Genomic DNA, 15,537 nt, shown 5'->3' with positions numbered 1-15,537 from the left:
CTGATCGGACAACCCGAGTCAGCAAGTCGACGAACACCGAGCGCCACTGTGAAAGCCGGATGATAACGACGGCCACCGTAAGGTGAGAGAATTGCGATTGATGCCAATGAACGCAAGCGAGGTGTTTTCCATTGTCGAACTCCAGTTCGATAGAGCCGAAATAGAGTTCGACAATGCCGCGTCCCACCGTGAGCCTGACCCAGATCGGCGCTTATGTGAGAGTAGTTGAGATCGGTCCGGTTACGAGAAAACAAACCGGAGTTCCACGACGTTTGCGATCTCTTCGACCGCCTCGCTTAGTTCCGCTCGCCGCTCCTCGTTGGTGAAACGATTTACCGGACCCGACACGCTAATCGCACCGATCACATCGTCATCGACGATGACGGGTGCTGAGATGCAGTAGAGACCGTGAATCGTTTCCTGTCGATCGAACGCCAAGCCCCGGTTTTTTATCTGCTCGAGTTCGTCGAAGAGGGCTTCGCGTGACGTTATCGTGTGTTCCGTCAGTTCTGGCATCCCGTGTTTGTCGAGGACCGATTCGACCGCTGAATCGGGCAGATGGGCGAGAATCGCTTTACCCGTCCCGGTAGCGTGCATATAGTTTCGTTCGCCGCTAGACATGAACACGTCGGCGGAGTTCCGGGGATTCGTCGCGTAAAGACAGATCCCCTTTCCGTCCATTTCGACGACGAGGTTCGTCGGTTCCCCGGTTTTGTTCGCGAGCTCGTCAACGTGCTGTTTCGCCATCTGGTAGAGGTCGAATCGCTCCTGAACGGATGATCCAAGAGTCAAGAATTTACAGCCGAGCTGGTACGCATCCCCATCCTTGTTCACGTAGCCGTTTTCCGTGAGCGTATTGAGGTGGGTGTAGACAGTGCTCTTCGATACCGGCACTTCGTTGGCGATCTCCGACACGCCCGCCGGTTCGATTTCGCTGATGATTTCAACTATTTCGAGGGTTCGTTCAACTGCGTGAATCCTCTTCGAGTATTCGTCCATGCTCCACCGGTTGTTCTTCGTACTATTACGTCTTTTCCCCAGTAGAAAACGGTTCGCTGCCAACGCCTGTGAGAACCAGTTCCTAGTTCGACGCTCTCTCCATGGCCACTGGTTCCGTTCGTCGAAACTCTTAATTAGATCGGTTGAGACTCACCCTGTATGACTACGACGCCGGTAGATGCGTTCGAACAATCCCTGACGGACCTTCCTGTGAGGGTTACGCGTACCACTGTCGCTGAGTTCGACGAAATGCTCGAGTCGTGTCTCGACCCGCCTGCGGTCGGCGTGTCGCTTCCGTTCGAGACTATCTCGCTGGACGACCACCCGGTAACGGTTGATCCGACCGCTGACGAGCTATTGTCGGCGACAACGGGTGTAACGCCCGGTGGGCCGGCCATTGCCGAGTACGGCAGCGTCGTCGTTACTTCGGAGTTCGACGGAACCGAACACACGAGCCTCTATCCCGACAAACACGTGATCGTCCTCGCGGCTTCCGACATCGTTCCGACACTCGCGAATGCGATTTCCGAGATCGAGGAGGGCATCGATGACGGACTCACGAGCGCCGTCATCACGACCGGGCCGAGTGCGACTGCCGACATGGGCGCGCCGGTGTACGGTGCCCACGGACCCGAAGACGTCCACGTACTCGTCCTCACTGACCGATAGCATGACGGATCAAACCAATCGGCTCACCCGTCGTGAGAAGACGGCGAAGATTCGTCATCTCCTCGAGACCGAAGGAGAAACCGTCCACGAGACCGTTACACCGTTCAATGAGGGGCGATACCGCCGCTACGCTGAAATGGAGGATCTCGAGGAGTATCAGGCCGAAGCACGCCGAATACAGGCGGACGCGATTGAACGGCTTCCCGAGTTGCTCGAGCAGGTTCGCAATGCCGTCACCGAGAACGGCGGAACCGTCTATCTCGCCGATGACGCCGCCGACGCTCGACGCCACGTGACCGAAATCGCCGAAGCGAACGACGCAGAGCGAGTCGTCAAGGCGAAGTCGATGACAACCGAAGAGATCGAACTCAACGACGCACTCGAGGAAGCCGGGGTCGACGTCTGGGAAACCGACCTCGCGGAATTCGTCCTTCAGATCGCCGAGGAAGAACCCAGTCACATCGCCTCGCCGGCGATACACAAGTCGCGAGAGGAGATCGCTACCCTGTTCAATACCCATTTCGATCTCGAGGACCCGTTGACGACACCTGAGGAACTGACGGGTTTCGCTCGTGAATACCTCCTCGATCGCATCACTCGTGCCGATATCGGCGTCTCGGGTGCGAATTTTATCGCGGCCGATACGGGAACCCTCGCGCTAATCACGAACGAAGGAAATGCGCGCAAGTGTGTCGTTACGCCAGATACCCACGTCGCGGTTGCGGGCGTCGAAAAACTGATTCCGACGATAGCGGACCTGCCGCCGTTTCTGAACCTGATCGGACCAGCCGGCGCTGGGCAGGATATCACGGCGTACGTATCGCTGTTTAGACCGCCGGTCGAGTCGCCCGTCGCCGACTTTTCGAAACCCAATGAATCCGCGTTCGATGGGCACGAATCGGACCGATCGTTCCACCTGGTATTAGTTGACAATGGACGAATGGCGATGCGAGAAGACGAGCAATTACGCGAGACGCTGTATTGTATCCGCTGTGGCGCGTGTGCAAACTCGTGCGCGAACTTCCAGCAGGTTGGCGGTCACGCGTTCGGTGGCGAGACGTACTCGGGCGGAATCGCAACCGGATGGGAGGCCGGCGTCCACGGCGAAGAGAGCGCCGCAACGTTCAATGATCTCTGTACCGGGTGTTCGAGGTGCGTCGACGCCTGCCCGGTGAACATCGATATCCCCTGGATAAACACTGTCGTTCGCAATCGACTCAACCACGGCGCCGATTCGTCAGCGTTCGACCATCTCGTCGACGGGTTGGCCCCAGACGACGAACCGACGGGCATCGACCGGAGCAAGCGCCTGTTCGGAAACTTCGAAACACTCGCGAAATGGGGGAGTCGAATCGCTCCACTGTCGAATACGATCGCCAATACGTCGATGCTTCGGACGGCGCTCGAGCGGGTCGCCGGTGTCGATAGTCGCCGAGAACTGCCTCACTTCCGCCGGGAGACATTCAGGGTGTGGTTCGAGAATCGAACCGCCGATAGAGTGACTGAACCCGTTCGAAAAGCGGTGCTCTACCCCGACGTGTACACCAACCACGTTCAGGTCGAGCGCGGGAAAGCCGCCGTTCGCGTTCTAGAAGCGCTCGGCGTCGATGTCACCGTCCCCGACGTCCCCTCGAGCGGACGTGCTCCCCTTTCACAGGGAATGATTGACACCGCTGCGTCTCACGCACGGGGCGTCCACACCGCGCTTGCCCCAGAAACGGCAGCCGGACGAGACGTGGTCGTCATCGAACCGAGCGATCTCGCGATGTTCCGGGGGGAGTACGAGCGACTCCTCCCAGGAGATGCCCACGAAACGGTAGCCGACAACAGCTACGAGCTGTTCGAGTATATCTTCGGACTGCTCGAGAACGGCGCAAACGAAGACACACTCCGCGGACCGGACGACAGAGACGCCACTGCAGAAGGGATCGGCGAAGAGATAGCCTACCACAGCCATTGTCAGCAACGGACGCTCGGTCTCGAAGAACACACCGTCGCCGTCCTCGAGTGCGCTGGCTACGATGTCGTCACGTCGGACGTGGAGTGTTGCGGGATGGCGGGAAGTTTCGGCTACAAATCGGAGTACTACGACCTGAGCATGGCCGTCGGCGATGTCCTCCGCAAGCAATTCACTGGGTCGGAAACCAAAGACCGAACCGTCGTTGCCAGTGGAACCTCGTGTCTCGATCAGCTGGATTCGTTGCTCGAGCGGCCGAATCGACACCCGATTCAGGTGCTCGATCCGGGTCGATAACATCACCACGCCTCCGCTGCTGGGACGAGCTTGAAGGACATGCTGTCCCGATAAACGGCGGTATCAACTCGGTATGACGAACATGGACGACATCCTCGAGGAGTACGACGTGGCAGACTTCGATATGGGAAATCCGGACGGAGATGGACGAGCTGTGGGAAGTTCTCGAAGAGATGGCTACAGCGCTGAAGCAGTACGATTCCTGTTTGACGATGCTCACATCGAGCGATGGAGCCATCCACGACATGACATGATAAAAGTCGAAGATGAAGAACATCGAGCTCTCTGCGAGCGCGTCGTTCGTCACGCTATCGAACTCGGCGAGACGGTGACCAGAGAACGCGGCGTCGGTCTCGGGAACAGGTGTATCTCCCGGCGGAGTACACGAGAAAACTATCGAAGCCATGCTGCGGGGGAAAACGGCATTCGATTGCAACGGGACACTCAACCCTAGACAGGATTCACTATAGGGTGAGCCGTCGATGAGACGCTCGAGTTGGTAGAATGTCTGGTCAAGGTCGAACCGATCCAATCTCACTTCAGTGGGAGATTCTCCGCAGGGGGTCGAAAAGGGGAGGGCGAAATTCCGGAAGCAACGCCCTGAAAAGATACGTCTCAAAGAGCTTCCGCTTATCAGTAGACTCGCGAGGAGAACTCGCTCCACGAGTCGATCAGTTCGTGATTTGCTAGACTGCAAGCGTATACGGAAACTGGATACGGACATGGTGAAGGGGCCCAGACCGAGTTTAATTAAATGATAGGGTACGTGTATAATCATATTCTAACGAGAAATCATGACTTCTGGTCTTGGGACCATATCTCAGCACCGGGCTACTCGAAATCGGCGACAGAAATCTACTTTCGGATTGATTGGCGAGTATACAGTACACGTAAACAGACCTTTATTTCGCCCTCAAAACAACTATGAATAGAGCCCACCGGGCCGTTCCGATCGGAGTATCGATAGCGCAGAAACGACGATCAATTGAAAACGTGGTGGGTTCGATCGGACCTAGGCAAAAACGTCGTCCACTCGAGTCCTGATTTACTATTGTATGGCCGTAATACATTTGGCGGCGAACGAGATCAGTCTCAGGAACGTTCGAGGCTGGAAGAGGCTGTCTCGCGTCCATGGCTGGAGCGGGAGAACAAGATGCGTCGCGAACAGCCCGGGCAAACGCTTGAAGATGGCAGCGGTGTCTCGTCATCGTCAGAATTGAGATTCTCCAACTAACCTAACCCCCTTAGCGTTCTCCGGCCGGAAGCCGCAGTTCAGCGTAAGTTCTCCATGGAAGTTAAAAGTGTTTGCTCAATGGATGAGCAGGCAATCCACGGACGCCGGACAGTGATCGCTCAGTCAGACTACGAGGAGCGACAGACTGCTCGACGTGAGGATTAACAGCGGTCAATGAGACGTACGAGGCCGATAAATCGGTATCTTACCCGAGATTGATAGTCCGCTGCGGATACGTTCGAGATCGGCGTGTGATTCGGAGACCGAAACCGCACAGAACTGGAAGAGTTATGGCAACAGTTGGATATTTTGGCAGTGACTTCCAAATAAAGATAGAATGAGACAGAAACACACTAATTCGAAGGATATTACGCGGATATATGCTAGTTACTGAAGAAGAGAATGATTGTCGATACTGAAACGAGGGACATCAAAATCCATAGACGTCCAATCGACCAGTGGTTCTCTTACAGCAGTTTCTGGGTCAAAGCACCCATGGTCGAGTTATTACTTTTGAATCGGAAGGCATCGCAGTTCGGAAGGAAACACGATTCGCGAGCCGCCTCGCGGCAATCGAATCGAGACGTCCTCAACAGTAGAGGATGGCGTCAGCAGTCTCGTATGAATTGTGACTGGTCAGGATCACTCACGGAAGACCACTGAACTCTCGAATGCCCCGGCGTACGTGGTTCACCTATCTGTAGATTTCGCATAGCAGGGACCACAACTACATCACGCGAACCTGTTTGTGTTCCCCGTGCGAACGCTGATCTCGAATCCGTTGACTCCCGTCGCAATCGCCCTGTGTCTCGTCCTTCCGTGGGCGGTCGTGAGCGCGACCGGTCTAACTCCCGGCCTGATCGCGACTGTAGGATTGTCGGGACTGTCGATCCTCGGCGCGGCATTTCTCCTCGCCTGGGGCGCCGAGACCGCCGAGAAAGACGTCTCGAGATCGTTCGCCATCGCCGTGCTAGCAGTGCTGGCCGTCGCGCCGGAGTACGCCGTCGACGCGCTCTACGCGTGGGAAGCCGGGGTCGCACCGGGCAGCGTCGCCTCCATACAAGCCGCAGATCTCGCGGTTGCGAACATGACCGGTGCCAACCGAATCCTCATCGGAATCGGGTGGTCGGGAACCGCCCTGTTCACCGTCTACCGAGCCAAAAAGAGCCGCGATCTAAACGTCGAACGGGTCGAGGGATTCCTCGCAAACCGGGTTCGGCTCGATCGGGAACTCTCCCTCGAGATCGTGTTTCTGTTCGCCGCCACGCTGTACGCGTTTTTCATCCCCCTGACCAACTCGATCGCGGCTCACGATATGGCGATTCTCGTCGGCCTCTACGGGCTGTATATCGTCTTCGCGATAAGAACGCCGGCTATCGAGCGAGGACACACCGGCGTTCCGGCGTACTTCCAGTCGTTTCGGAAATCGAGACGAGTCGCGACCGTAATCGGTCTGTTCGTCGTCGCGGGCGGAGTGATCTTCCTCGCGGTCGAACCGTTCGCCCATGGTCTCGAGGAAATCGGATTGCAGTACGGCATCCCGCCGTTCTTGATGATCCAGTGGGTCGCACCGCTGGCCAGCGAAACCCCCGAGTTCGTCATCGTCATCATGCTCGTGATAAAAGCCCGCTCGAGCGCCTCGTTCAACGCCCTCATCTCCTCGAAGCTCAATCAGTGGACTCTGCTTATCGGGACGCTCGTCCTCGTCTACAGCGTGTCGCTTGGGTACTACGGAGCACTTCCGATGGGACAGCGCCAGAGCGGCGAGATTTGGCTGACCGCGGCACAGAGTTACTTCGCGCTCGCGCTTCTCGTCGATCTCCGTCTCAGTGCTCGCGAAGCACTCGCCTTACTCACGCTCTTTCTCGTACAGCTCTACCCCGAGTTCCACCACTACGAGTGGTTACTCGCGTTCACGGGACTCTATCTCGTCCTGGGGACGACGTTGCTGATTCGTCGCCGCGACGCCTTCCGACAACTGCTAGCGTTTGCTCGCACCCGAATTCGAACGGCGGCAACGCCGAGATCGAAACGATGAGACAGCCACGACTGATCTGCGCGACTGTCGAGTCAGTTACTACGTCGAAGAAGGTCCGAAGTGCTCTCGGTAAAACGCTTACGACCGCCAGTACGCGGCCGTGAGCAAGACGAGCACCGGAAAGATCTCGAGTCGGCCGATCCACATATACACGACCATGAGGAGTTTCGAGGTCATCGGGAACCCGTTGTAGCTCCCCATCGGACCGACGACACCGAATCCAGGACCGATATTTCCGAGCGTTGCGATGGACGCTGTCAGCAGATCGAGCGTGTGCGGATTGAACCCCGCCAACCTTGATGCGTCCGCAGAGAGCAACAAGAATCCGACGAAAAACAGGGCCAAAAACAGGAGCGTGAACGCGTAAATCCCTCTGATCGCCTCCTCATCGAGTGGTTTGCCGTTCATTCGAACCGGTCGAACTGCCTCGGGATGGATAGTCGTAAACACCTCACGGCGGAGCGATTTCAGGATCACCAACCACCGGAGGATCTTGATCCCGCCGCCGGTGGAACCGGTCGACCCGCCGATGAACATCACGAACAGCAAGAGCGCTTTCGCCGAGTGTCCCCACGCGTCGAAATCCATGTTCGCGAACCCGGTCGAATTTGTCAGCGAAGTGATCTGGAAGACCGAGTACCGGAGCGAGCGCTCGAGATTGCCGCCAATCTGGCCGGTTGCCGCCGTTTGCAAGGACGCGTCGAAAAAGAGGATCACCGTCCCAACGAGCGAAAACAGCGAGACGGCTCCGAGGTAGAACCGGAACTCGTTGTCGCCCAGGAGTTCCCACGGGTCGCCCGAGATTACGTGCCACCAGAGCACGAAGTTGACGCCAGCGATGAACATGAACGGAACGATGAGCCACTGGACGACGGGCGAGAAAAATTCGATGCTCCGAGCCTCGGGAGAGAATCCACCGGTCGGAAGCGTCGAAAAGCCGTGTGCGATGGCGTAGTACAGGTCCATATTCGGCGCGTAGACGGTAAACGAGAGCGCGTACAACAACGCTATCAGGAGCGCGGTAAAGCCGATGTACGCGATCCACAGCACGCGAGCGGTCTCGGCGATGTGCGGGGAGAGTTTCGAAATCCCCGGTCCGGGGGCTTCCGCTTCCATCAACTGCGCTCCGCCGACCGCCATCTGCGAGAGGATGGCGACGGCGAGGACGATGATCCCCATTCCGCCGAGCCACTGGGTGACCTGTCGCCACATCATGATCGCCCGAGAATGCGTGTCGAACGAAATGTCACCCATCACCGTCGCACCCGTCGTCGTGAACCCGCTCATGCTTTCGAACAGCGCGTTGACGGGATATGCGACCGTCCCGTTCCCCGCGAGCACGTACGGAATAGCGCCGAACACCGCGGCGAATAGCCAGGTGAACGCGACGACGAAGAACGCTTCGCGGGCCCCCGGTTCCGGTTCGGGATCTAACCGTCGGAGCGCGAGACCGAATCCTACGGTCAGTATCATCGAAACGACGAAGACTCCCAGATCGTTCCCGCCGTAGACCAACGCGACGACGATCGGAACCACGAACGCGAGCGAGAGCAACGCAAGCAGTGTGCCGACGAGACTTAAACCGGCGCGCCAGTCGACGCGGAGATAGTGGCGCATTAGACCGCCTCGATTACCGCATCGAGGACGTTCGAATCGACGAATAAGACGAGGTGATCCCCCGGTTCGATAACCGTCGTACCGCGGGGAGTCACGATATCGCCGCCTCGAGAGATCGCACCGATGACGATGCCGTCCGGAAGGTCGGCCATCGAATCCTGGATCGTCTGTCCCGTGAGTTCGCTATCCAGTTTGGCCTCGATTTCGATCACCTCCGCACGGTCGTGCTCTAACATCGCGACCTTCTCGGTGCGTGTGGTTCGAGTGAATCGGACGATTTCTTCTGCGGTCTCTTCGCGCGGATTGACCGCCACGTCGACGCCGACGGTCTCGAACAACTCGCCGTACTCGAGGTTCTCGATCACGGCGACGGTTCGATCGACGCCGAGTCTGCGAGCCAGCAACGACACGAGTAAGTTCTTCTCGTCGTTTCCGAGGGCCGCGATAACGATATTCGCCTCGTCGACGTGCTCGCGCTCTAAGAATTCGATATCGGTTGCGTCGCTCTCGAGGACTGTCGTCCCCGGAAGCGCTTCCGCGGCCGCTCGCGCGCGATCTGGGTCTCGTTCGATGAGTCGCGGGTGGTAGCCGTGGTTTTCCAACTCTCGAGCCGTCTGGAAGCCGACTTCGCTGGCCCCGACGATCACGATTTCGTCGCCGTTCGTCCGCTTTCGTGAGGTGAGGTCTGCTGCAAACCGTCGCACCGACTCGTCGCTTCCGATGACGACGACGTAATCTCCCGGTTCGATCACCGTATCGCCGGTCGCGACAATCATTTCGTCCCCGCGGAACACCGCCGCGAACGTCAACGAGTCGTACCGGTCGGCCTCGTGAATCGTCTGTTGGGCGATCGGGCTGTCGGCGTCGACTTTGAACTCCGCCATCTGCACCAGACCGCCGATGAACGCGTCGACGTCCTGGGCGGCAGGGAGTCCCGAAATACGAAAGATCGTCTGGGCGGTCAAGAGATCCGTACAAACCATAAAATCGACGTCGAATCCGCCCTGTGAACCCTCCCAGGTCTCGAGTAATGTTCTCCGTCTGACTCGAGCGATGGTGAAGCCGTCAGTCGCGGTCTTCGCGGAGCCACAGATAACGATATTCGATTCGTCGCTGTCGGTGCAGGCGATCACCAGATCAGCCTTTTTGATATCTGCCTCCTGAAGCGTCTCGAGCGTCGTTCCGTCTCCCTGAATCGCGAGCACGTCGTGAGAATAGGTTAAGTCTTCGACGACGCGTTCGTCTTGGTCGATCACAACCACGTCGTGACTGGACTCTAGGTTACCGGCGATCGACCTGCCAACGTCACCAGCGCCAACGATTATAACGCGCATCGAGTCCACCCCCGAGCGGTGACGAGCGTGCGGTCAACGGGTGGCGTCATATTCATCGGTTGCGTACATCGCGTATCTCGCTCCTAAAGCTATCATAGTCTGTCGCGACAGTTCGTCGCCGCCCGATCGGTCGACCGAAAACGATCGGCCCTGTGGGACGGATCATCCCAGTTCGTGATGTCGATCGAACGGATTCCATACCGGCAATCATATCGCTCACTATTAAAAGCCTTCCGAGACGATTATCGAATCGAAAATATTTCGCCCGCGAGCATCAACATTCGAATGTGCAGTCGGAATAAATTCCGTTTTTGGACGACGGGCGTTAAGACACACCAGATGACAGTCAGTTTTTAGAGGTACCCGTAATCGAGATAAACGACCTGAAATAGACGACTGCCGCGTACTCGAGTGAGCCCCCTGACTACGCGAGATTCTCGCCGGTGGAATCGATGACTTCCTCCGGTCGAAAGTACGTTCTCGAGTTTCCGATTAGTTGACGCCACGACCGCCTCGAATTCGGCCAGAGAACGGCTGATAGTTGCAGCTATGACAGTTCTGGAAGGCATTACATTTAAGAAGAACCGTGGAAAATGAATGCATATGGACGAAATACTTGCCAGAAACCTCATAGATAAATCTATCATTGGAACGGACGGAACCGACTTTGGAACCCTCTACAACGTCACGATGGGGATCGAATCAGCGGATCTACGGAATCTGGTTATCAATCCGAACGAGGACCTCCCCCTGCAATCGGTCGATTTCGAAACCGACGACGACGGACGGCTCCTCATCCCGATGGATCACATCTCGAGACTTAACGACCAGATCGTGATTCAGCGCTGACGCCGACGATCGAGCAGGTTCCTCTCGGGGCTCAAGCGGACGAACTGCTCCCGATCCACGAGAGGCAGCGGGCCGGTTCCAACGGAGCCTCACCGGAGCACTGAAGGGGTTGTCTGCACGTTTCGTTGATACGGGAGGATATTCATGGAAATACCAGATGAGTTATTGTGCGTCTTCAGCGCAGAAGTAACTGAGCAGCAGGATTCATATTGCATCGAAGTTCCGAAAAACGAACTCGAGGTCGGCGACGTCCAAAACGGTGAGGTCTACCGTGTCGCGCTACTCTCGACCGAATCGGGTGGCGAATCACCGTCGGAACCGAAATCGTCACAAAAACGGAATCGAGGCGGTCCGGAACCGCCCGTCGAGGAAGGTGAAAGCCGTACAGTCGATATCGAAGATATTGGAGAGCAAGGGGACGGAATCGCACGAATCGAGCGCGGCTACGTCGTCATCGTGCCAGACGCAGAGAAGGGTGAACGCGTGACGATCGAGATCGAGGACGTCACGGAGACCGTCGCCTTCGCGGAGGTTATCGAGCGAAAAGATTACTACGAATAACAACATCTTGCGGTACTGCTCTGACCGTATTCAGCATCGAACGAGCGGTATTGATTGTGGTCCGAAATACTCTGTCGATAGTGTAAGGACTGTAATTTCCTATAACAGGACATTCACAGAGCGAAAGTGGAATGGTACAATATATTAACGGAATTGGTTACCTATGTATGAACTATTTCGCCGATATCATCGATTAATAGACTACCACATGGATATTCACATATGATTCGTCGTGAAAACCCCGTTTGGTGTAGATACTGGAGATATTAAGCAGATCATCAGGGACGAGGATATACCGCAACATATACAAGACTGCTTCGTCTATTGGCCATCCATCTTCCCTTGGTGGTAGCAGATTAGCTTCCGATATCCGTTAGAGAGATATGGACGTGATATCGCTGACACTAAGAAGAAACCAACACGTGTCAGAGATAACGTGATGGTACAGTAAGGATGGTTCCACGCGTTTACGACGGTCGAAGCCGGTCGAACACGCCCCGAACGAATTAGTCGTCGATCTCGAGTGGTCTGTCCGCCGGCCCGAACGTGATCCGGTTCGCCCGGCGGTAGTGGACGAGCGACGAACACGAAAACACGAGCAGTATCCCCGCAGTGAGAAGCGGAAACGAAACCGCATCGGGAAGGAACCCAGCGATCTGTAGTCCGAGAAGGAATCCCGAGATAGCGCTCAATCCGAGATAGTAGAGACTCCAGGGGAGGTCCGATTCGGGCACCAGTTCGATGTACAGATCGAGGTTCCGCGCTTTCTCCGTGCAGTCGATCGACTTGTCGTCGACATCGATCAGGCCGGCTCCCTCGAGTTTCGAGAGGTGGTGTTGCTGGAGGGACGTGTATACGCGCTTGTGTTCGGCGGGCGTCACCTCGGTGATCGGCTTGTCGTACTCCCAGGCGGCGACCTGGTCCGCGATGACTGACAACGCTCGGGGACCTTCTGTCTCGAGACACGCGTACAGCGCATACCTGCTGCGGTGGCTCCCGAGCGCATCGAACAGGTCGTTTTGCTCTTCGTGCCTTTTCGGTTGGATCGTCTCGTCGTGGTTCTCTCGGATCATGGCTCTGTCTCGTCTGTCTCCCGCCCGGCAGTCGCGCCCGACCGGGACGGCTTACTGCTGGTCGAATCCGTCTCGGTCCGGGCTCTTCGTTCTACTGGCGAGTCCGTCGATTCGATCACCCTTCTGCATTCGATTCGCGTGTATCGCTCGTCGGAGGCCGCCTCGAGCGCCCGCTGGAGGAGCGACGGCGTCCATTCGGGTTCGTCGAGTCCGAGGTCGTCGGGAGGCGTTCGAGTGACATCCTCGATCCACCCGTAGCGGCGGATCGGCATCGGCTCGAGCGCGTGTACACGCCGACGCCCCGCAGTACCGAAGCCAACAGCCCCGCCATCGTCAGCGCTTCTCCCAGCGTCAACGCTCGTTCCAGACTCCACGTTCATCCCAGACTCCGCGTCAGCCTCGGTCGTATCGGCGGGGCGTTGACGCGAATTCGGCAGTTCCGGTTCCCACGGTGGTGGCCGAACGAATCGGCTGTCACGCGGTGAAACGAACGGAAGGCTCCGCCGGAGGTGCGCTCCCATCGATAGCCCCCGCGAACGAGACCTGAGTCGCATTCGGCCCGTTCCGAGGAGACCGATTCCGAGGAGTGTGAGAACGGCGACGACGGGAACGTTGATCGCGAACAGCGCGACGACGGGGTGGACGGAATGTAACGCGCCGATCACCGTCGGCGGGAGCACCATCGCGTACCTCGTCTCTTCGACGAACCGGTAGTGTGTTCCGGTCTCCTCGGGTGCCTGCATCGTGACCGAGGCGCTTTCGGTCGACGATCTCGAGAGGTGATACTGGTGTTTTTCGATGGTGACTCCCTCGCTCGCAGGCTCGAGAATCACCACCATTGGGATCTGCCCACCGTTGGTAAGCGGGTACGGAACCGCCGCGGAACTCCCCGCTTCGATCGTCTGTTCCCCGTCGCCGGGGGCGTTTGAGCTCACGATTTCGTACTGATAGACGCCGGAGGGGAGCAACATCGTGAGATTGAGCGGTACCAGCACGACCAACAGGAGCACGACGATGACGACCGCGCCAGACCTGGCGCCTTCGCGCCGCGATCGACCGGTAGTCGTCTCTCGCCCGAACGTGTCCCGCGCCGAAAGCGCGAGGTACGCGGTTACGCTCAGACCCAAGACACCCAACGAGAACGCTCCCGATCCCGGCGGTTCGAGTCCGACCGACGAGAAGAGCCGATCCTGTATCGTATCGAAAACGCCGGTAATCGTTTCGACGACGGCGCCCAGTCCGGGAACGACGACCAGGTCCCCGCCGACCTCGAGGCCAACTGACCGAATCTGCTCGTCTTGAACCAGCGGTTCCTCGTCTTCTTGATCCGTAAACGGGTTCGCATCGCCTTTCGTGATATACCCCTCGTCCGTCACAGCGTCCACGCGGTGAGTCGTCAACTCGCCGTCGTCACCGAGTTCCTTGGCTTCGAACAAGATTACGTCCCCTTGTTCGATTTCGCCGGCGAACATCTCCGGAACGGCGACGTATCCGTCACCCGGCTCGAGCGTCGGCTCCATACTTCCCGTTTCGACGAAGACGAGCATCGGTTGCCCGAGCAACGAGAACAGACCGACGAGGACGACGAGGACGACCAGAGCGAACTGGAGCCACCGTCCGAGCGAACTCATCGTTCCCTCGGCGCGACTCGAACTGGCCAACGACCGAGAGGGGTCAGACGGTAATCTGCGCCCATTGACCGGGAACTCGCGTCGACCGCAGAGCGCACTTTCTCAGAAATCATTGCTCTCGAATTCGTCGATCGTTTCGTCGGCGAAGTTCAGCAACCAGTCTCTGGCCGGGGAGCCCGGATGAACGTATATGTAGCTGTACTCCTCGTCGAGCACCGTGCTCACCCCGAGCTGTTGGTCCTCGATCACCCGTTTGTTCGTGTCGATTGCAACGTCGATCAGTCCGGTGAGGTCGTCGACGAGGATGGTCGATTCGTACTCGCGTTCCGAGGGGAACGTGCCGGTCGTGATCCACTCGTCGAATCGCTCGCGTTCGCGTTCGAATCGCAGTCGTTGCTTCTCGTCGTCGGTTATTTCGATGTAGTTTGTGTTGCGTCCCGCCAGAAGCGCGATAGCCGCCGCGAGCGCAACGGCGAACACGAGGATCGAGCCGATCGACTCGAGCGGCGACGGCTGAACGGGCGTCTGGATCAGTTCGGTCGACCGTTCGGGTTCGTCGACTGTCTCAAGGTCGCCAACGCTGAACGTCGACGATCCGATATCGATCGGCATCTCGCTGTCGTAGGTCGTCTCGACCTGCTCGCCTTCGATCTCACCGGCGATTTCGCTGGTCGAAACGACTCGCACGTCGACGGTACCCTCGCTCGCTCGCAGCTCCTCTTCGAGATCGGCTATCTCCTGTCGAACCGCCTCGATATCGACCGTGAACGCGGTCGAATGCGCCTCTCCGGGGGCAAGCGAATCCGTCGTACGCTCCTGAAGCGGTTCGGACGTTTCCCAGTAGATGTCGTCACCGTTTTCGCCGACACCCCGCACGAGCAGAACTGTCTCAGTCGTCACCTCGAGTGATCCGTTCGCCGCCGAGTACTCGTAGGAATACGACCCATCCAGTTCTGGCGAAACGGCCGTATAGTACATCGGCCGGTCGGTCAATCGCTCGCCGGACGACCAGACACCGGTGTCGTCGGTGACGACTGCGCTGTGGTTGTACGTCGTCGACTCCCGCCACTGTTCGATGACTCGATCCTCCTGTTCGAACTCCGGAACGGCGTTTACTTGATATGCCCAGACTCCGCCAAGGGCCGCAACAACGAGCACGCACAGGAGGACGGGGAGAAACCAGTCACTCAACAATGCGCGAACTCGTATCGACCAATCCCCCCTGTTCATTGCGACCCTCTCACGAAAACACCCAACTCGAACGCGTTCGTGAGCTTG

At 57.7% G+C, this 15,537-nt stretch carries 11 protein-coding genes; 5 read left to right on the top strand and 6 right to left on the bottom strand.

What is annotated here, in order from left to right; genetic code table 11:
* Window positions 1–240 precede the first annotated feature (240 nt).
* Window positions 241–999 carry an IclR family transcriptional regulator gene (locus tag HALLA_RS14370; RefSeq protein ID WP_049954200.1) on the bottom strand — a complete coding sequence of 253 codons (759 nt, stop codon included), beginning with the start codon at window positions 997–999 and terminating at the stop codon, window positions 241–243.
* Window positions 1,000–1,158: 159 nt separating this feature from the next.
* Here HALLA_RS14370 and HALLA_RS14365 point away from each other — a divergent pair, with 159 nt between their 5' ends.
* From HALLA_RS14365 to HALLA_RS14350, 3 genes are all read left to right on the top strand, one after another.
* A complete protein-coding gene (locus HALLA_RS14365; protein WP_049954199.1) occupies window positions 1,159–1,668 on the top strand; it encodes an LUD domain-containing protein in 510 nt (169 codons plus the stop codon).
* Window position 1,669: 1 nt separating this feature from the next.
* Complete coding sequence (locus HALLA_RS14360; RefSeq protein ID WP_049954198.1) at window positions 1,670–3,922, top strand: LUD domain-containing protein; 2,253 nt, start codon at window positions 1,670–1,672, stop codon at window positions 3,920–3,922.
* A gap of 1,991 nt (window positions 3,923–5,913) precedes the next feature.
* Window positions 5,914–7,194 carry a sodium:calcium antiporter gene (locus tag HALLA_RS14350; RefSeq protein ID WP_157231400.1) on the top strand — a complete coding sequence of 427 codons (1,281 nt, stop codon included), beginning with the start codon at window positions 5,914–5,916 and terminating at the stop codon, window positions 7,192–7,194.
* 78 nt (window positions 7,195–7,272) lie between these two features.
* On the opposite strand, the gene HALLA_RS14345 is transcribed toward HALLA_RS14350, so the two are convergent.
* Complete coding sequence (locus HALLA_RS14345) at window positions 7,273–8,811, bottom strand: TrkH family potassium uptake protein (protein ID WP_049954196.1); 1,539 nt, start codon at window positions 8,809–8,811, stop codon at window positions 7,273–7,275.
* Window positions 8,811–10,145 (bottom strand): Trk system potassium transporter TrkA, encoded by a 1,335-nt coding sequence (gene trkA / locus HALLA_RS14340; protein WP_049954560.1) that lies wholly within the window; start codon window positions 10,143–10,145, stop codon window positions 8,811–8,813. The genes HALLA_RS14345 and trkA overlap by 1 nt, the downstream gene beginning before the upstream one ends.
* A 603-nt stretch (window positions 10,146–10,748) precedes the next feature.
* Here trkA and HALLA_RS14335 point away from each other — a divergent pair.
* Both HALLA_RS14335 and HALLA_RS14330 read left to right on the top strand, forming a co-directional pair.
* Entirely contained in the window at window positions 10,749–10,994 is a 246-nt protein-coding gene (locus HALLA_RS14335; protein WP_049954194.1) for a PRC-barrel domain-containing protein, read from the top strand.
* Between the two features lie 144 nt (window positions 10,995–11,138).
* A complete protein-coding gene (locus HALLA_RS14330) occupies window positions 11,139–11,555 on the top strand; it encodes a TRAM domain-containing protein (RefSeq protein ID WP_049954193.1) in 417 nt (138 codons plus the stop codon).
* A 506-nt stretch (window positions 11,556–12,061) separates the two neighbouring features.
* On the opposite strand, the gene HALLA_RS14325 is transcribed toward HALLA_RS14330, so the two are convergent.
* From HALLA_RS14325 to HALLA_RS14315, 3 genes are all read right to left on the bottom strand, one after another.
* Window positions 12,062–12,628, bottom strand: a complete 567-nt coding sequence (locus HALLA_RS14325; RefSeq protein WP_049954192.1) for a winged helix-turn-helix domain-containing protein — start codon at window positions 12,626–12,628, stop codon at window positions 12,062–12,064.
* Window positions 12,625–14,259: a signal peptidase I gene (locus HALLA_RS14320; RefSeq protein ID WP_049954191.1), complete on the bottom strand. Its 1,635-nt coding sequence runs from the start codon at window positions 14,257–14,259 to the stop codon at window positions 12,625–12,627. The genes HALLA_RS14325 and HALLA_RS14320 overlap by 4 nt, the downstream gene beginning before the upstream one ends.
* Before the next feature lie 102 nt (window positions 14,260–14,361).
* Window positions 14,362–15,450: a DUF5305 domain-containing protein gene (locus HALLA_RS14315; RefSeq protein WP_049954189.1), complete on the bottom strand. Its 1,089-nt coding sequence runs from the start codon at window positions 15,448–15,450 to the stop codon at window positions 14,362–14,364.
* Window positions 15,451–15,537: the final 87 nt, after the last annotated feature.

Source organism: Halostagnicola larsenii XH-48, assembly GCF_000517625.1.
Lineage (GTDB): Archaea > Halobacteriota > Halobacteria > Halobacteriales > Natrialbaceae > Halostagnicola > Halostagnicola larsenii.
This window is presented reverse-complemented; position numbering and strand designations above follow the sequence as displayed.